The organism is Microcoleus sp. M2_D5, from assembly GCF_036701935.1.
Classification (GTDB): Bacteria; Cyanobacteriota; Cyanobacteriia; order Cyanobacteriales; family Microcoleaceae; genus Microcoleus.
Window position 1 is genome coordinate 5874 of sequence record NZ_JAUBRP010000071.1, and the last position, 17908, is coordinate 23781.

General features: G+C 46.9%; 18 protein-coding genes. 6 read left to right on the forward strand and 12 right to left on the reverse strand.

Features of this window, described 5'->3' with window-relative positions; all coding sequences use genetic code 11:
* The 4 genes from QUA50_RS23530 to QUA50_RS23545 all read right to left on the reverse strand — a co-directional run.
* Positions 1-2345: two-partner secretion domain-containing protein (locus QUA50_RS23530; protein WP_333433669.1), on the reverse strand; the 2345-nt coding region annotated here is incomplete at its 3' end.
* 888 nt (positions 2346-3233) lie between these two features.
* The gene (locus tag QUA50_RS23535) at positions 3234-4991 is read right to left on the reverse strand and encodes a DUF3352 domain-containing protein (RefSeq protein ID WP_333267510.1); all 1758 of its coding nucleotides are present in this window, start codon (positions 4989-4991) and stop codon (positions 3234-3236) included.
* Between the two features lie 240 nt (positions 4992-5231).
* Positions 5232-6323, reverse strand: a complete 1092-nt coding sequence (locus QUA50_RS23540; protein WP_333267508.1) for a hypothetical protein — start codon at positions 6321-6323, stop codon at positions 5232-5234.
* Between the two features lie 146 nt (positions 6324-6469).
* Entirely contained in the window at positions 6470-6610 is a 141-nt protein-coding gene (locus tag QUA50_RS23545) for a hypothetical protein (protein ID WP_332950583.1), read from the reverse strand.
* 105 nt (positions 6611-6715) lie between these two features.
* Between QUA50_RS23545 and QUA50_RS23550 the strand changes: the two genes are divergently transcribed.
* Complete coding sequence (locus tag QUA50_RS23550) at positions 6716-7954, forward strand: LL-diaminopimelate aminotransferase (RefSeq protein ID WP_015176997.1); 1239 nt, start codon at positions 6716-6718, stop codon at positions 7952-7954.
* 55 nt (positions 7955-8009) lie between these two features.
* Here the strand turns inward: QUA50_RS23550 and QUA50_RS23555 are convergent, their stop codons facing one another.
* On the reverse strand, positions 8010-8240 hold the full coding sequence (locus tag QUA50_RS23555) for a hypothetical protein (protein WP_333299396.1): 231 nt from the start codon (positions 8238-8240) through the stop codon (positions 8010-8012).
* 61 nt (positions 8241-8301) lie between these two features.
* Positions 8302-8544, reverse strand: coding sequence for a helix-turn-helix domain-containing protein (locus tag QUA50_RS23560; RefSeq protein ID WP_190745066.1), 243 nt, complete (start codon positions 8542-8544; stop codon positions 8302-8304).
* 215 nt (positions 8545-8759) lie between these two features.
* On the opposite strand from QUA50_RS23560, the gene QUA50_RS23565 reads away from it, so the two are divergent.
* Entirely contained in the window at positions 8760-9023 is a 264-nt protein-coding gene (locus QUA50_RS23565; protein ID WP_333148209.1) for a hypothetical protein, read from the forward strand.
* A 56-nt stretch (positions 9024-9079) separates the two neighbouring features.
* Here the strand turns inward: QUA50_RS23565 and QUA50_RS23570 are convergent, their stop codons facing one another.
* Both QUA50_RS23570 and cofH read right to left on the reverse strand, forming a co-directional pair.
* On the reverse strand, positions 9080-9685 hold the full coding sequence (locus QUA50_RS23570) for a hypothetical protein (RefSeq protein ID WP_333056466.1): 606 nt from the start codon (positions 9683-9685) through the stop codon (positions 9080-9082).
* Between the two features lie 3 nt (positions 9686-9688).
* Positions 9689-10846: a 7,8-didemethyl-8-hydroxy-5-deazariboflavin synthase subunit CofH gene (gene cofH, locus QUA50_RS23575; protein WP_333267504.1), complete on the reverse strand. Its 1158-nt coding sequence runs from the start codon at positions 10844-10846 to the stop codon at positions 9689-9691.
* A 140-nt stretch (positions 10847-10986) separates the two neighbouring features.
* Between cofH and QUA50_RS23580 the strand changes: the two genes are divergently transcribed.
* Positions 10987-12201, forward strand: coding sequence for a glycosyltransferase (locus QUA50_RS23580; RefSeq protein WP_333267502.1), 1215 nt, complete (start codon positions 10987-10989; stop codon positions 12199-12201).
* Positions 12202-12398: 197 nt separating this feature from the next.
* On the forward strand, positions 12399-14192 hold the full coding sequence (locus QUA50_RS23585) for a glycosyltransferase family 39 protein (protein WP_333267500.1): 1794 nt from the start codon (positions 12399-12401) through the stop codon (positions 14190-14192).
* Positions 14193-14350: 158 nt separating this feature from the next.
* On the opposite strand, the gene QUA50_RS23590 is transcribed toward QUA50_RS23585, so the two are convergent.
* The gene (locus tag QUA50_RS23590; RefSeq protein WP_333267498.1) at positions 14351-14761 is read right to left on the reverse strand and encodes a hypothetical protein; all 411 of its coding nucleotides are present in this window, start codon (positions 14759-14761) and stop codon (positions 14351-14353) included.
* Positions 14762-14912: 151 nt separating this feature from the next.
* Here QUA50_RS23590 and QUA50_RS23595 point away from each other — a divergent pair, with 151 nt between their 5' ends.
* Together QUA50_RS23595 and QUA50_RS23600 are read left to right on the forward strand one after the other, a co-directional pair.
* Positions 14913-15194, forward strand: a complete 282-nt coding sequence (locus tag QUA50_RS23595) for a helix-turn-helix transcriptional regulator (protein ID WP_333267497.1) — start codon at positions 14913-14915, stop codon at positions 15192-15194.
* Positions 15195-15309: 115 nt separating this feature from the next.
* Positions 15310-15966 (forward strand): Uma2 family endonuclease, encoded by a 657-nt coding sequence (locus QUA50_RS23600; protein ID WP_333267495.1) that lies wholly within the window; start codon positions 15310-15312, stop codon positions 15964-15966.
* A gap of 167 nt (positions 15967-16133) precedes the next feature.
* On the opposite strand, the gene QUA50_RS23605 is transcribed toward QUA50_RS23600, so the two are convergent.
* From QUA50_RS23605 to QUA50_RS23615, 3 genes are all read right to left on the reverse strand, one after another.
* Positions 16134-16601, reverse strand: coding sequence for an HNH endonuclease (locus QUA50_RS23605; RefSeq protein WP_333298893.1), 468 nt, complete (start codon positions 16599-16601; stop codon positions 16134-16136).
* Between the two features lie 130 nt (positions 16602-16731).
* The gene (locus QUA50_RS23610) at positions 16732-17004 is read right to left on the reverse strand and encodes a hypothetical protein (protein ID WP_333267491.1); all 273 of its coding nucleotides are present in this window, start codon (positions 17002-17004) and stop codon (positions 16732-16734) included.
* A 47-nt stretch (positions 17005-17051) separates the two neighbouring features.
* On the reverse strand, positions 17052-17657 hold the full coding sequence (locus QUA50_RS23615; RefSeq protein ID WP_333267489.1) for a DUF3318 domain-containing protein: 606 nt from the start codon (positions 17655-17657) through the stop codon (positions 17052-17054).
* Positions 17658-17908: the final 251 nt, after the last annotated feature.

Consider the following 17908-nt stretch of genomic DNA (forward strand, 5'->3'; position numbering starts at 1 on the left):
GCTGGTGGCAGATTTGAGACCGGTGCTGGATTTTGAGTAATTGTCGGTGCTGGTGGCAGATTTGAGACCGGTGCTGGCGCGGGCACTGGCGCGGGCGCTGGTGCGGGTGCAGGTGTTGGTGCGGGCGCTGGCACTGGTGCTGGTGCGGGCGCTGGTGCGGGTGCAGGTGCGGGTGCGGGTGCAGGTGCGGGCGCTGGCGCTGGTGCCGGTGCGGGTGTTGGTGCGGGTGCGGGTGCAGGTGCGGGTGCTGGTGCCGGTGCGGGTGTTGGTGCGGGTGCAGGTGTGGGTGCAGGAGTTGGCGCTGGTGCTGGTGCTGGCGCGGGTGTTGGTGCTGGTGCTGGCGCGGGTGTTGGTGCTGGTGTTGGTGTTGGTGCTGGTGCAGGAGTTGGTGCAGGTGCAGGAGTTGGTGCAGGTGCTGGTGCTGGTGCAGGAGTTGGTGCAGGAGTTGGCGCGGGTGCGGGTGCAGGTGTTGGCGCAGGAGTTGGTGCTGGTGCTGGCGCAGGAGTTGGCGCGGGTGCGGGTGCGGGTGTTGGTGCTGGTGTTGGTGCTGGTGCTGGTGCTGGTGCTGGTGCTGGTGCAGGAGTTGGTGCAGGAGTTGGTGCTGGTGTTGGTGTTGGTGCTGGTGCAGGAGTTGGTGCTGGTGCTGGTGTTGGTGCAGGAGTTGGCGAGACTGAAGAAGCCGTAATGTTAATTTGGGTCGGCTGTACTATCTGAGGGCCAGGGCTGAAATAACCTCCCTGTGTAATAACATTTTCTTTCTTTGGGCCCCCAGTGGCAATGCTGCCAGCAGTACCGTTGAGTCTGTTATAGTCGGGGCCGACGCTAAAAAGAGTATTCGAGGCTTCGCCACCGTGGCGAATGGTAATATCTCCACCATTGGCGCTACCAGTCGTGGATGCGGAAATGCTGCAAGCTTGCGACAAGCAGTTGTTATCGTTTGTGAAAGTGCCTGTAGCTCGGAAATTGCCGCCGGCTGTAATGTCAATCTCCCCTCCGCCTGTTCTACCTTCGGTGTTGATATGGGTTACTTCGATATCGTTGCGCGCGTTGAGGGTGACTTCGCCACCTTGTTTTTCTTGGGAGTTGGCGTCTATGAACCCTGTTTGGATGCTGCTTGAGGGTGCTGCAATACTAACGTCTCCGGCGTTGCTGTTTTTGTCGATCGATCCTGCGTTGATATTGCCTGTTTCTACTTTTCCTGTACGGCTGGTGACGGTGATGTTGCCGCCTGCGGTGGTGTCGGAGTCGGAGTCGAGATCCGCAGTGCGAATGTCGCCCCTAGCTTCTATGGCGATTGGGCCGCCTTGGGAACTCGTCAGGTTTCCGCTGACTGCAATGCTGTTGGCTGCTTGAATGTCGATCGCCCGAGCGTTTGCATCTTTTAGTGCCACGTCCCCCGCTGCTACTGCCCGGTTAGAGGCCGTGAGTACCACTTCACCGCTGGCATTGACGCTGATGCCTGTAGCGTTCGTTTCACCGATGCCTGTGAGCAGTTCGGGCAAGGAGGCGATCGAAAATGCAGAAGCTGTGCTGGATGTTCCAGTGCTGCTCGTTGCTGAGGGCGGCTCGATTTCCAAACTCAGCAAATTGCCTCGCTGGCTGACGCGCACTAAATTTGTCCCGGAAACTGATGCTACGGTAAGTTGACCGTCTGGGGCCGAAAGGCTGCCTGTGCTGACAACGGTGCCGCCGAGCAAGGTTAAGTTCTGCCCTGACTTGACTGCTAAGTCTGCCGTGCTGATAATTGCCCCTGCTCGATCGGCCCCAAAAGCAAAGGAATTGGGCGCGCCTCTGAGAGATGTGTAAGTGCTACTACCGTTGGCGTTAAACGAATTTGAACCAAATCCAATAGCGGTGGCGGTAGTTGCTGTGAAAGAAGCCGGCACGTTTAAGCTGGCACTGTTGCCAAATATGATGCCGGATGGATTCATCAGAAACAAGTTAGAATTGCCGCCGGTTACTTGAATTAAGCCGTTAATAATCGAGGGTTTGCCGCCGCCTATTCCCGCTAAAATGTTGCGAATGTTCGGGTTTGATATAAAGTTGGCAATCTGATTTTCCGACAAGCCGAATTCTGTAAAGCTGTGGAAAAGATTTTGTCGATCGCTCGATAATTGTCCGCCTTCAATATCGAAGCGAGTTGGCTGCCCGGGAGTTCCGTTTTGGGCTGCGGGAGTGACGGTAGTGCCCGTTGCGTCCGCCGCTGGAACAATTGTTTGACCTGCGGCTTTTGCTTGCAAAAAGTAAAGGTTTATTAAGACAATTGGCAGAGATACTGCCAGTTTGCTTGTTCTTTTTTTGGACAGCAATTTAGCCTTTGTTTGAATATTTTTGGCGGTTTTCATATGTTTTTAATTGGTAAAATATAGACAGAAAAATTAGGAAAATAAACCTAGTTTGTCTGAGAATTTGGGGTTAAAGACTGTATATTTATGAAGCTGCCGGGTTTCGGACTGCAAGTGCGTTCCAGAATCACTTTCCCGACTCACTGAGGAAAATTTCCCTGTAAAATTTGCCTCTGCATTTGCAATTCCCCGATCGTATCTTCTCCAGAATTTAAATATAACTCGCAATGCCTAGAATCTGTATCTTCCCGATGACATATAAAAAAAACTGGCTTTCCTAGACGCACTCCGACCCCTAGAAACCGTTTTTTTTACATTAGTGAGAGTTTGAAGGAAGTATGGCGGTTTAAAAATTTGCCTTCTGCGGCCAGAACTGACGGGGGAAAATCCACGTAAAAAATCTTTCTTTTCCTTTTACAGCATATTCCATGTATATGTGGTACACACAATCAAGTAGTAAGTAAGGTGCGTCGCCACCCGCCCATCTGCAAGTTCCATTAAACTTATTAGCAGCGAGGCACCCTACATAACTGGACGCAACGGGTACACAAAGTGTAGGGTGCGTCAGAAACGGTCAATTGCTTCTTCATTCCTGGACGCAGAAACCCAGTTTTTTTACGAAAACACTTATTTGCAGTCCAAGGCTTAAAAAACTCGGTTTCTTTGGTAGTCATGGACGCAGGGGTGCATAGAAACCGGGTTTGTTAACGAAAATAATTCGTTGCAGCCGACAGAAACGATAAAAAAACCCGGTTTCTTTAGTCCCTATGCGTAAGTCTTGTTCTTGCTTCTTGCTTGTTGCTTCTGGCGGCTGCGTTTCGATTTTAATCTGTCGCCCTGTGAGTGTTTAAGGGGGTGTGCAGGCGGATTTGTGGCAGGATTTAAGAGTTAATTGGGTGAAGTTTGGACAGTGGGCGAGGGACTGGGTGAAGCAGGGCGCGGTGAAGCAGGGCGCGGTGAAGCAAGGCCCGGTGAAGGAGTGGATTGGGTGGATTTTTTGAGACCGACAAAAACGTCATAACGGGTGGTACGATCGCCAATGACGGCCGCTGTAACGCCGATCGACCGCGTGGCGTCTATCCACATTTTTTGGCTGGGAGGAAACTCCGGCAAAGCTAGGTTTTTCGGATTAAAGGCACTCTCGGTGTCGATGAAGAAATTGCCGTTGTGGGGTTGAAGTTGCGATCGTACTGTTTTCTGGAACAGTTCGCTGCTTAAAAGCGGACTTTTCGGTGCCGGAACGATCGTATCAACCACGGGAGCTCCTACTGTCATAAACATTACATCGTTCATCCAACCGCGAGTTACCGTAATCCCTCCAAACGGCGATGTCCATTTAATCGCCGGTTTGCCGCCGACTTGAATTTCCTCCACTCTAAATCCTTTAGTTTTCATCGTTTCATCAAGCTGTTTCAGGGATTTGTTCGCAGCCCCCTGGTTGTTTGTTTCCACCATAAATACAAATCCGGCAGCAAATTTGTCTCTGGGATTCTGGGCGGGCGCCGGTATTAATGATAGAGAAAATTCTCCCGCCATCCAGTTCATTAAGTCTTTATCTAAATCCATGCCGGTAGTGGATTTTAAACCTGTGCGTAAAACTTGGGGATTAATCGGGGAAATCGGGTTTGCATCGGCTCCCAATACGTAGTCTTGCCACAAACGCTGCAAGTTGCCGCCGGATACCATCATGATTGTATTGTTTGGCAGGCGGTTAACCATTTTTAGAGCATTGTTTTCTACTGCTATTCTTCTGGTAGAATCGGGTTTTAGCCAAGAGACTGATTTGAAGGCAATTCCTTCTTCTTCCAGCGTCGCTGTGGTGGCAAATCCCTGATTTTGTTGCAGTTTTTCGAGGCTTTCTGGCGAAATTTCGCGGGCTGAGTTGGCGGCGGCATAGGCGGTGGCAACGGGCATATTGACGTAGATTTGACCGAAGGCTCCCGGACTTTTTATTTTGTCTGTGGCGTCTGCATAGCCAGGGGTTTTTGCTAGGGAAGGTTCGCCTTTGTATGTGTCGATTATTCTGTCTGTAGCGCTAGGATCTGTGGTGACTGCTAGATACCTTGTGCCGAGTACCGCGACTGAGAAATTGCGATCGGGTACGCCTTGAGTTTCTGTGACTTGCACCCCTTTATAATTACGCTCAACTATTTTTCCTTGGCTCAGAGGCCTGGGTTTTGCTAATAATTCTTTGGCTTTGACTGGGTTGGCAATTGGCAGGATAATTGCCACTGACTGTTGAATTGGCGGAGATGGGGGCGCGTTGGGTGCCGGCGAGGGGGCTGGTATAGCTATTTTGTTGCGGAGAAAGGCTACCATTGCTGTGTTACCCACCCAGGGTTGAATGTCTTGCGCGTAGGCGTAGCCGTTGCTTGTGAGCAGGCGATCGCGCATTTCCGTTAAAAACCTCTCAAACGAAGCTTTTGACTCCGGCGTGCCAAATTCTCGCAGTCTATTCCACTGCGATTCATCGGTGCTGATGGATAGGGCCATCATCGTATCTTGCGGGACAACCGTTGCCCCCGGCGGCAAATCTTTGGCGGGCCCACGGGAAATGACGAGGTAGTAGGTGACAAAGCCTAAACCGATCAGAAGTGTGGCGGCTCCGATCGTAAACAGCAGGGAAGATTTATCTTTCTTAAACATTATTCGTAAGGTTCGGGTGCTCGCAACATGATAGATTATTTTCTTGGCTCATGTAGCAGATACATTAGCAGATACATTTAACCGGGCAAATTTAGGAAACTCGAATTTACCCCTCCGGGAACAACCAGAAAAACAGTCCTTACTTGAATCAGACAGTAGGTTAGGCTCCTGAAACGAAACCTAACACAAAAAATGTAGCAAGACTTTTGTGACAGTTGGCCTTAGTCCTGATTAATTGAATCAGTTTCTGGCCTTAAAGTCTTTAAAGATAGTTTGAAACGAGTACATCATTCGGTGGACATCGTTTGTGGCTCTCGGAAAGATGTTGAGTTCCCATTTTTTGCGCGCGGTAGTTAGCAGTTTTGCTATGGGTTGGGAGTAACTGTTAGAAATGAAATAGCTGCCACCTTCGTAGCGAATATCTGACGCTAAGCCGATAAAAGCACCGGCCATTTCTAGTTGAAGTTCTGAAGTGCTGTGTTCCGATTTTACTGCTAAAATTACCTGCGAGTGCCGGGGTTCGCGGTTGAGCAATCGACAGATATTTGCTTCTTTTTGGTACAAAATTAACACGTTGCAGTTGTGCAGAACTCCGGCTCTACCTTGGACTTTTACTCCTAGGTGAACTTCCAGGGCTGGTTTGTCGGGAAATTCCACCACAGCATGAGTATAGGGATGTGCAGTTCCGTGGATTTTTCCCGCTGTTTTTCTAAATGTTAAATATTTCGGTGTTTCGTCGTCTAAAACATTGTTGTAATAAATAGTACCGCCTTCATTAGCAACTGCTTTTAGCAGAATAGTGAAGAGGTAAGTGTCAAAAATTCTGGCTTGTTCTGCTGCTGTGTTAAAATCTGGATCGATCGAGCTTTTTAATTTGCTTTTAATTTCGGAATTGATGGCGTAGTTGCTGGGCCCGGAGGGCAGTTTTTCCAGCAAGTGCTTGAGGGCGATCGCCTGTTTGTGGCGGGGGGCTGTGACGCTGGAGGTAAACTCAATTGTTTTGGCAGTTTCGGCACCTGAATTGGCAAAAGTAATTTTTGTGCCGAGGGGAGAGGTTTCAGATTCTACTTTCAAGAAATAAGCAATTTCGTCTTCCATTTCGGAAGTGTTGACCGTCGCTTGTTCGACAGCATTAATTAACAGCAAAAGTTGTTCTTTTGCGGTATAATCTTCTATCTTGAGCAGAGGTGTTTTTCTTTTGAGCGATCGCTCTTCAATTACTTTGCCTATCTCTACAGTATCCGCTACTTGTTGCACTACCCAACCCAAATTAAACTCATCCAGAATTGCCGCCAGTTCCTGATAGAGTTTGGCGTACTCGATCTCGTCCATAATTGTTTCTGCGCTGCACACTATTCTGATTATACAAGGTAGTTTGATTTTTTTGTCAATAGCTGTGAGCGACTCTGCAGATTGCCTGTGATGGCGGATTTGCCGAGTGTTCGAGTGTCCGAACGGGGAAAATCTTCCCTCGCTCCTCAATATCCATCCGTTAAATCCGTTAAATCCCTGATAAAATTTGTTGCCGAACTTCCTTTTGCTTGAGAAAGACGATTAGTAGTAATACCAATTTCAAAACAGAATGCAACTGCCTGCAAGCTGCCAACCCCCATAGTCATCAGTCATTCCCAGTTTTTCAATTCTTCAATTCTTCAAATCTAAAATCTAAAATCTAAAATCTAAAATGGTATAAGCTATTCTACGACATTTGTAGCGATCGAACTATGGCAACTATCAACGACAACTACCTCAAACTCAAAGCCGGCTACCTGTTTCCCGAAATTGGGCGCAGGGTGAAAGCCTATGCAGAGGCAAATCCCGAAGCGCCCATCATCCGGCTGGGGATTGGCGACGTAACGGAACCGCTACCGGCTGCTTGTCGGGAGGCGATGGTGAAGGCGGTGGAAGACATGGGTTCGCGGGATACCTTTAAAGGATACGGCCCGGAACAAGGTTATGAGTGGCTGCGGGAGAAAATTGCCGAGCACGATTTCAAGTCGCGGGGATGCGATGTGGATGCTTCGGAAATCTTTATTTCTGATGGTTCTAAGTGCGATTGCGGCAATATTCTCGATATCTTTGGCAACAATAACACGATCGCAGTTACCGATCCAGTTTATCCGGTGTATGTAGACACTAACGTGATGGCCGGACACACGGGAGATGCGAACGAAAATGGCGAATACGGCGGCTTAGTTTACCTGCCAATTACAGCAGAAAACAATTTTACTGCCCAAATTCCCACCGACAAAAAAGTCGATTTAATTTACTTGTGTTTCCCGAATAACCCGACGGGGGCAACTGCAACCAAGGAACACTTGCAAGCTTGGGTAAATTATGCTAAAGCTAACGGTTCGATTATTTTCTTCGATGCGGCTTACGAAGCGTATATTACCGATCCGAGTTTACCGCATTCTATCTACGAAATTGAAGGGGCGCGGGATTGTGCGATCGAATTTCGTTCTTTTTCCAAAAATGCTGGTTTTACGGGTACTCGCTGCGCGCTAACAGTTGTACCGAAGACTTTGACTGGAAAAGCAGCAGATGGTTCCGATGTCGAAATTTGGAAGCTGTGGAACCGCCGCCAATCTACTAAATTTAACGGAGTTTCTTACATCGTGCAGCGCGGTGCTGAGGCGGTTTATTCGGAGGCTGGCAAGGCACAAATTCAGGCTTTAGTCAATTTTTACATGGAAAATGCTGCAATTATTCGCGAGAAATTGACAGCGGCGGGAATCGAGGTTTTTGGTGGCGAAAATGCACCTTATGTGTGGGTGAAAACGCCTCACGGTTTGTCGAGTTGGGATTTCTTTCAGAAGTTGCTGGAAACTTGCAATGTGGTGGGAACTCCGGGTTCTGGTTTTGGTGCGGCGGGTGAGGGTTATTTCCGCATTTCGGCGTTTAACAGTCGGGAGAATGTGGAAGAAGCGATGAGACGGATTGTGGAGAAGTTTAAGGTGTAAATGGGCGAGAGATAAGTCTTTTTGGGGCGGGCTCTCCGGCCCACCCCACAAGAAATTAATATGTTGTGGAACAGGCATCTTGCCTGTTGCTTTGGGCGGGCTTTTCTGCCCAGCCCACAATAAATTGATAGGTTGTGGAACAGGCATCTTGCCTGTTGCTTTGGGCGGGCTTTTCTGCCCAGCCCACAATAAATTGATAGGTTGTGGAACAGGCATCTTGCCTGTTGCTTTGGGCGGGCTTTTCTGCCCACCTCACAATAAATTTGATATGTTGTGGAATAGGCATTTTTTCAAAACATTGCATGACTTCGTTTAAATAAAACGCCTCAATTATAATATTCCATTTTCTATCCATCAGCATCGCTAGGAAAACCAAATTGGTCTGGTAATTCAGCAGAGGTAATTTGCAAAATCTCTAGCAACTTCTTGTATTGAACAGGCGTTAGCTTCGGTACAGATCGCCCAGCTTCCCAGTTGCTTACCGTCGCTTCCGTAACGCCAAGTGCTTCTGCTAGCTGCTTTTGAGTCATAAACCGCTGAACTCTCAGTCGCATTAGGGGCGATCGATCGGCTCTTTCTGAGGTTTCCATAGGCTATTTGTTAAGTTATATTAATTTATTTGGGTTTTGCCTAAAATGATTGACATCTACCCTAAATTAATTTAGATTTAAGCCAATAGAGATTAGACAGCACCAGCTAAGCCACTTGTGCTGTAGGGGAATTGCTGTCTTTTCTTCAACTTGTTATTGTACGCGGTTTTACCGTTACAAAGCATCAAACCTATCCAAAATTATTGGTCAAAGCTATGTTGCAAGATTCATCATCCAACCAAACATCGCCCAATGTTTTAACCAACCAAACCTTTGAGGCCGATCGCGAAGCAGTCCGTCACGTCATCATCGGTTCGCCGCTGGGGGTACGCCGAACTATCCACCAACTGCACGCATTGCGCTACGAGGAAGCTGTTCGTTGGACTCATCCCATCGCGATTCCCGACAATCGCATCATTATTACACCCGATCGGGGAGAAATCATGAGTCTGTTAGTCAAATTAATCCGGTTGCAATGAAGTCTAAATGTGCGATCGCACTTTAGCAACTGAGTCAAAAGTGCGATCGCGGTTATTCAGCCATCTCGTACCATCCAAACTAGCATTCCCAAAATTTCGTCCACCGGAGGCAAGGCATAGTCATTAAGATCGATCGATACAATTTTTTCCTCTAGTTTAAGAAATCGCCACTGCGTGCCGTTACTGACACTGCCATAAATAACTGAAATTGGTTTTTCCTTCGCTTCATTAAACTTCTGCATTGCCACCATTTCTGCAACGCACTGTCCAATTCCTGTCTTCAAATCGGCTTTTTTAGCCTCAACAACCGCCACTGCGGGTGCTTCAATCTCCAACATTTCTGGAGAACGACTAATCAAATAATCACAAATCCCGTTTAGTCCAGTTTCGTAATCAACCGTAAAGTCTTCCCCCGAAAACAAGCTAATATTCTGCTGCAAAATCTTCCTGACTTCCAGCAGTACCGGAGTAATAATCATTTCCGATCGAGCTTTTTCGCTACCTGTCGCCACCGCTACGGGTAAACTATTTGCCAAAAAATCTGTCAGGGTTGCACTCGGAGCGATCGGAGTTATTTGCGGTAGAAATCTCGGCCCTTCTACAGTTGTTAATCCAAAGGCTTGTTTAACTTTGATAATTGAGGTGAACTCGCTGTAAGACATCGCTCAATTTATCCTACTACTTATTACTGCCAAATTGTCAACCCCTAAAGGTCGATAAATTGTATCTCTTTGCTGATAATCCCGCCCCAAAGAACTAATCGCATTTTGCAAATCTTCCACAGACTGACAACTGCCGCCAACCGCACCGGCCATCGTTGTAATGTGCTCTTCCATCAATGTACCGCCGATGTCGTTGCAGCCCCATTTCAGCGCTTCTGTAGCTCCATCTAAACCTAATTTTACCCAACTCGGTTGATGATTGGGAATCAAATTTCCCAAGAAGATTCTCGATACTGCGGTGAGTAACAATGTATCTGCTAAAATTGGTTGGTCGCGGCCGACTCGACTCCGCAAAGGTGCCGGTGCTTCCTGTCCAACAAAGGGTAGTAAAATAAATTCTGTGATGCGTGCTGGATAGTTTTGGTCGATCGCAGTTTGTTGGAGCGATCGCACTTTTTCTAAATGCAAAACCTGCTGCCCTGCCGTCTCAATATGCCCGCAAAGCATCGTACTCGTTGTCGGCAAACCCAGACTGTGAGCAGTTCCCACAATTTCTAGCCAAGTTGCCGAATTTAGTTTTTCCGGGCAAATCACCCGCCGCACAGCATCGTCGAGAACTTCTGCCGCGGTTCCCGGCATCGAACCAACTCCCGCATCCTGCAAAGCCGAAATTACATAGCTGAAACTAAGATTATCTTCTCTGGCAATAAATTCTATTTCTTGGGGCGAAAAAGCGTGCAAGTGCAACTGAGGAAACTTATCCTTAATAGTTTTCACCAATTGCAGATAATAAGGCAAAGATGCGCCGTTGAGCTTAGCTTGAAGATTTAAGCCGCCCTGCATACAAATTTCCGTCGCACCCCGCTGCACTGCATCAGTTGCCTTTTCCTGAATTTGAGCTGCATTTAACCAAAAAGCGCCCTCATCTCCCTCGTCGCGGCGGAATGCACAAAAACTGCAATGCTGCTCGCAAATGTTAGTAAAATTAATATTCCGATTGATAACGTAGGTGACAGTATCCCCTGATTGTCGGCGCCGGAGCAAGTCAGCGGTTGTTTGAATAGAAGCTCGCGCGTCTGGCTCTGTTTGCTGCAAAAGTACCAATGCCTCTGCAGAAGAAATGTTATAACCTTGTAAAGCTCGATCGAGAATTGCATCCACAGTTTTCTTTTTAACTCAATTACAGAATTACTGACTAGAATTAAGGCGTTTTTATATTTTAACTAATCAATTATAGAGGAACGATATTTTACAATCTCAAGTCTTACAAAACCATCCTTGACTTTCTGAACACTGAAATTATGGGCATCAACGAAGCAAATCAGGTATTGCCAGTGCCGTCGGGGCCTTTGCAAATTCCTGCTATACAGACTTTCGGTTCAACTTTTACAGACGCACGCACACCGCCAATTTATTTTTCCCTGGTAATTCCCACCTACAACGAGTGCAGGAATATCCAGAGTATTGTGGAAAAATTGAGCCAATTGCTCGATGGCAATATTCCGGGCGACTACGAATTAATTGTAGTCGATGACGACAGCCCCGATCGCACCTGGGAAGTCGCCCTGTCCCTGACACCGGAATATCCGCAATTGCGGGTGATGCGCCGGGAAGACGAGCGCGGGCTTTCAACAGCGGTGATTCGCGGGTGGCAGGCGGCTAGGGGCGAAGTTTTGGGCGTCATCGATGCCGACTTGCAGCATCCCCCGGAGACGCTGTTGCAGCTTTTAGCAGAAATTCAGCGGGGCGCCGATTTAGCGGCTGCGAGCCGTCACGTGGGCGAGGGCGGGGTGAGCGACTGGAGCGTTGTCAGGCGATTTTTATCGCGGGGCGCTCAAACCGTGGGGTTGGTGATCCTGCCGGGAGTGGTGGGCCGAGTTTCCGATCCGATGAGCGGGTATTTTATGGTGCGCCGCAGTTGCATTGCGGGCAAAACCATGAATCCTGCAGGTTACAAAATATTGATTGAAGTGCTCGGCAGAGGCGATATCCGCTGGATTGGAGAAGTCGGTTACGTGTTTCAGGAGCGGCAAGAAGGCGAGAGCAAAGTTACAGGGAAACAGTATATTGAGTATTTGCGGCATTTGCTCAGATTGCGGTTTGCCCGCTGGCCGATGGGCAAGTTTCTGCGGTTTGGCGTTGTGGGTTTCAGCGGCGTGTTTGTGAATATGGGGGTTTTGTACCTGCTGCGGGATATCCTCAATTGGGAGCTGACTCGCAGTTTGATTGTTGCTGCTGAATTTGCAATTATCAGTAATTTTTTGTGGAATGATTTGTGGACTTTTGGGGATATTTCTAAGCGGCAGCCGGGAAAGCGCCAGCGATTGAAACGGCTGTTGAAATTTAACACTATTTGCTTGATGGGTTTGATTTTGAATGTGCTGCTGGTGAATGTGCTGTTTAATGTTTTTAAGGTCAACGAATATTTGGCTAACTTAATTGCGATCGCGATTGTGACTCTATGGAATTTCTGGATCAATATGAAGCTGAGCTGGCGGGTGACCGACGTGAAGTAGGTAATGGGAAAGAGGTAAGAGGCAATGGATAATTGGTAATTGATAATCGATAAAATGACTGATGGCTAATGACGAATTGCTCTCCTGCCCTATACCTTTGAATGACAATTCCCGCATCCAGGATACCCGCCACGTGATTCATCTCGCGCAAGTCAATGCTTCAATTCTAAAATCTAAAATCTAAAATCTAAAATCGATTGACTGAATTAATGATTAAGAACAAACAACTGTTGTTGCTATTGCTGTGGACGGCGATCGCCTTTATTTTGCGCTTTGCCAATTTGGACTCGAAACCGCTGTGGACGGACGAGTTTTCTACTCTAGTTTTTAGTTTGGGCAACAGTTTTCGCGGAGTGCCGATCGATCGCGCGATCGACCTTTCTACATTATTACAACCGCTACAATTAGGTTCCGATGCTGACACCGCCGACGTGCTCCGCAATTTGCTGCTAGAAAGCAACCATCCACCAGTGTATTTTATGCTCGCCCACTGGTGGATGCGACTGTTTGGGCCTTCTGAAGATAGTTTAGTTTGGATTGGGCGAGCTCTTCCTGCATTATTGGGCGTGATTTCAGTTCCCGCTATTTACTTTTTGGGCAAGTTTGCTTTTAGTTCGCGTTTAGTCGGTCAATGTGCGGCAGCGATGATGGCAGTTTCTCCCTACGGCATTTATCTCGCTCAAGAAGCTCGCCATTACACTTTAGGAATCTTATTAGTTATTGCCTCTCTTTTTTGCCTCACATTAGCTGCAAAAACGCTGCAACAGCGCGCTCCCCTGCCTATTTTGGCGGTGCTGCTGTGGGTGGTTGTTAACTGTTTGGGAATTGCCGTTCACTACTTTTTTGCACTGACTTTGTGTGCGGAAGCAATAGCATTAATTGCTGTAATGTGGCAGGAGTTTAATGAAAAATTGCCAATTGACAACAGCCACCAGCCCAATATTTGGCAATTTCAAATCATCTGGCGGCTTTTCGCAGTAGCGATAGGTACTTTAGCTGGCGGTTTAGTGTGGTTGCCGGTATTTTTGTCTAACAAGTACGGCAGCGAATTAACTAATTGGATTGTCAGCGGCGATCGCACATTTTTAGATTGGATCGCGCCGATTTTTCAAGCTTTAGCTGGATGGATCACTGTCATCTCTCTGCTGCCCGTTGAATCGCCAAATTTGGCAGTAGTAGTTGCATCGGCGATCGCCATGACAATATTTTTTATATTGGTGCTTCCCCTGCTGCGAGGCGCTCTTAAAACTTCATTAAAAACAAGCGATACTCGTCTAGGTACTGTTATTTTCAGCGGATTTGTGCTAGGAGCAATTTTCCTATTTTTCAGCTTTGCATATATTTTAGGGATTGACCTAACTCGCGGCGCACGATACAATTTCGTCTACTTTCCGGGAGTAATATTGCTGTTAGGAGCAACCTTGGCGGTTATATATAACACACCTACAGCAAAAAGTCAATGGTTTAATTTTCGGGCGATCGAAGTTCCGGGCAAAAAAGCAGTGGTGCTAATTTTAGCAATGGGTTTTGCAAGCGGTGTCACAGTAAATTCCAATCTCGGCTATCGCAAATATTACAAACCAGACCTTTTAATTCCGGTTATCCGCGAAGTCTCGAAAGTTCCCGTGTTAATTGCCACTACTCAAAAGACTCATGTAGAAATAGGAGAGTTGATGGGGATAGGGTGGGAATGGGAAAGAAGTTCGGCAACGGATTTTGTAGCGGATGTAAAAGATGTTAGGAAGAAAGAAGAAGTTAAAGCCTTTGATTCTCCGCTGTTTCTTTTGGCTAATCAGAGAAGAGATGCGCCGGAAATTGTGGCGGGGATACTTGAAAAGACACTCAGTCAATTGGAACGCCCGCTTGATTTGTGGTTGGTTAATTTTCGCGCACCTGTGAATCTAGAAGCACAAAAGTGTCAGCTTGAATCGCGCGATTTGCCTGCGGTGGATGGGTATGAATATCAAGTTTATCATTGTTCTAGGTCATAGGTAAGTCAGTCTTAGACGCAGAAACCGGGTTTTTTGCGAAAATACTGCATCCCTGCCTTGAATAATGGTGAAAAACCCGGTTTCTTTGGCATTGATGCGTAAAAAAAAGGGGCAACCACGGAGAGATTGCCCCTACAAAGGCGGGAACTAGACCGTTACTAAGAGTCCGCAGCAAAATATTTAATTAAGACGCTCATTACTTCACCGGGATTTTGAGTTGGGACAAGCGGACTCCAGTCAGTAGCGCAGGCAAAATTATCGCGGTGAAAAGCATGAATGACGCGGGAAACAACAGGACGAGAACTGATGATGAAAAGTTTCAGGAGTTCTCGGTTAACTGAAGTTTGCAAGTTTGGTTCTTTAGCAAGGGGCTGATTGAGTTCGGTAGTTGGATTTTCTGGCCCAACCTCGAAAGCAAGTATTAATTCGGTATTGGGTAGCATTTGCCGGATGACTTTCAGGGAAGATTCTGCTTCGCTGCGGCTGCGAAATTGCGCGACGGGCAAGCGCTGAAAGTTGGGCAGGAGTCGGTAAATAATCCAGGCATTGGGAGTTTCTGGTGCGTTCATGGCTGTATTGTAAATTGGGTATGTTTGCCCATAGGAATGTGACAGAATTGCACCTTTTATTTTTAGTGCAGTCTGTTCTGGCTATGGCTGTGCCTATCACAAGCTAGTTAAGCGCTTAAATTAAGCGGTTGATTTAATCTGTTATAATAATATGGTAAAAAAAAGGCAACGTCAACGGCAACCAGAAAAAGAGTTGCCTTTTCGGAGACTGCGGGAGGACGCTAATTTGAGCCAAGAAGAGTTGGCTGTGCGGATGGGGGTGTCGGCTTCGTCGGTGCGGCGGTGGGAAAAGGGAGACGAACCTACGATGACTGTTCGGCAAATGAGGGATTTTTGCCGTTTGGTGGGGGTATCTTTTGATGACTTGCCGGATTATCTCAGTCGGCGAGTAGATGAGGAGGAGTCACTAGAAATTGACGGTCGGAGATTTTGAAAAATTATGAGGCTATTCGAGAACAAGCAATTTTTGGTGAGTTGCTGGTTTGAATTGCGATCGGTATCAAAAAACAACCACGCTATAATTTTTGTAAGTTTTGGGAAAAACTGCAATGTTAAATTACAACTTGCCGAGGTACTTGCCCTCAGCCGATGAACTGCCAGACTCGGACGAAACGCCTGTGGATAATGAACTTCAAGAACTAATACCGGGGTTGCTAAAAGCGATATTGCTCATAATTTGGGCAGAACGCATGGACTGGTTTTTTGGCATAGATATGGGTATCTATTATCACCCTGAAAAACCTCCAATTGTCCCCGACGGTTTCTTGAGTTTAGGAGTAGAACGGTTTTACGATGAAGAATTGCGTCCCAGTTACGTGCTGTGGGATGAAAATGTTGTGCCAACTTTGGTGCTGGAAGTCGTTTCCAAAAAGTATCGCAAGGAATACAGCACAAAGTTGGAGGAATATCAAGCTTTAGGCGTGCTTTATTACATTATCTATTCATCTCGCCGCCGTCGCAAACCCCGATTGGAAGTACATAAGTTAGTTAATGGAAAGTATGAATTACAGTCGGGACATCCTGTTTGGATGCCCGAAATAGGTTTAGGAATTGGTTGTGAAAGGGGAAATTATTCTGGGGTGACGAGGGAGTGGCTGTATTGGTACGACGCAGAGGGAAAACGTTATCTGAGTCCTGAAGAACAGGTGAACAGATTAGCACAAAAATTGCGGGAGTTAGGAGTCGATCCAAATAGTTTGAGGTGAAGTAATTTACGGGTGGAAACCTCAGAGACTGACAAGCGATCGCACTTTCGATTAAAATAATTAAAAAAAGTGCGTTAGCAAAGCTTTCGGCAGGAATCGAGCTTTCATTTCAGTACAAATTTTGCGGCAGAGGTAGCAGATAAAACTTTGAGTAACTCTCAGTATGCTCAACTTTCTGATTGAATTAAATCGCCTGCTGGTGGATGTCGTTTTATAGCTTTGTCAGCGGCCCGAATATTAATGACTCTCTCTCGATTTAAGACTAATGCTGTAACTGTAGCTCGTCCAATTGGAGTCAAACCAACTATTGATAATCCATCCGCCGACCAAATAAAATGTTCGTTCCAACTATCTTGTCGGGGGTTAAACAACGGTACTTCTACGTCTGACTGAGCATCTATCGCTGTAGTTTTATCAGATTTCTTGCGGTTGCAGTGAAAGCAAGCTAGTGCCAAATTGTCAATATCGTTAGTCCCATTTTTAGTTAAGGGAATGATGTGCTCGATAGTAAACTCTACGTACTGCCATTGTTCGGAGGCATGACAATATTCGCACAGACAGTTTGCTCTTTGACGAACTTGATTTTGGATATTTTCAGGGATTTGACCAAGAATTTCAAAGGTGGTACCCGCCACGTGATTTATCCGTGGAATCAATCCAAAATCTCAAATCTAAAATCCTTGCATCCCCCGAATTTATCTCGCGCAAGTCAATCCAAAATCTAAAATCTAAAATCTAAAATCGATTGACGGCGACCGGACATTTCTACACAGTAGGCTGAATCTGGCCCAAGAAAATATTGCGGACAGTCCGATTGACAAAACTGAGGTAATCGTCGATTTCTTCGTAAAGATTGAGTTCTTGTTCTTCGTCAGGATTTAGGGGCAAAGTTTGTTGTTTGTCCAACAGTTCTTGGATGCGATTTTTGACAGCGGTGGAGGCTCTAAAAATTGGTAGGCCTTCCACTAATTCAATGCGGACAGCTCCTTCTATAGGTAGAGTATCGCGCAGGTTTTCCAGTTTTGGCAGGATGAGCATAGTTGTGGATTTTATGGGTTTCCGTCTTGATTATATCTAGGTTTTTTTCAATCTTGCCTCACACTATCCGGCACGCCCACCGCCGAAATACCCGATATTGCCCTTAAGTTTTGACACCGAATCAACTCGTTAAAATCCAAACTGCGCCCTTCAATTTGCGCCACAGCCTCGATCGCCCCCAGCAAATGTCCGGCCGCTTCGGCTTCGTTGTAACCGCGCCTTCCCGCCACTCTAATCGCCGCTTCGTCAGCATCTAACTCTACTTGGGAACTGCGGTTGTCGCGCCAAATTCGAGTCATCGCCAGTCCCGTCAAACCGCCCGCGATCGCAGTGCCGATCGCATCTGCCTGCAACAATTCTACAACAGTCCCGACAATTCCCGCCAGAGCCGCACCTTGATAAATATCCGGTTTAAACCACTTAACATGGCACAGAAAACTTACATTCCGCAATAGCAGTAAATCCCGCTGCGGCTTAGATAGCAGCCGCCACAAATCAAAATTAATATAAATCGGGCGAGATTGATTCCAAGGTAAAGGAAAATCGCAGTCAATTACCGTTGATTGTTGTGGCTTATTAATAATTTTACACGTCATGCGGCCGGAAGCGGGCATCACATCTAACAGGCGGCGAATTTCGGGTTCGGGATTCATAAATTTTGGGGTAATTGATAATTTGTAATTGCATCTGCATAAAAAACAATAATATCTATCAGCGGCTTGTAGGGGCGGGTTCACCAACAATATTTAACTCCCCTCAAAAATCTACAGAAACCCGCCCCCACCCAACCAATAAACTACATCAACGTTCTTGATTTCGATAAAATACGAAAATATAACTGTAAGTATGCGGGGATTTACTGTTGGGTGAGGGCGGGTTTGAGAGATTGTCGATGATTGACAGA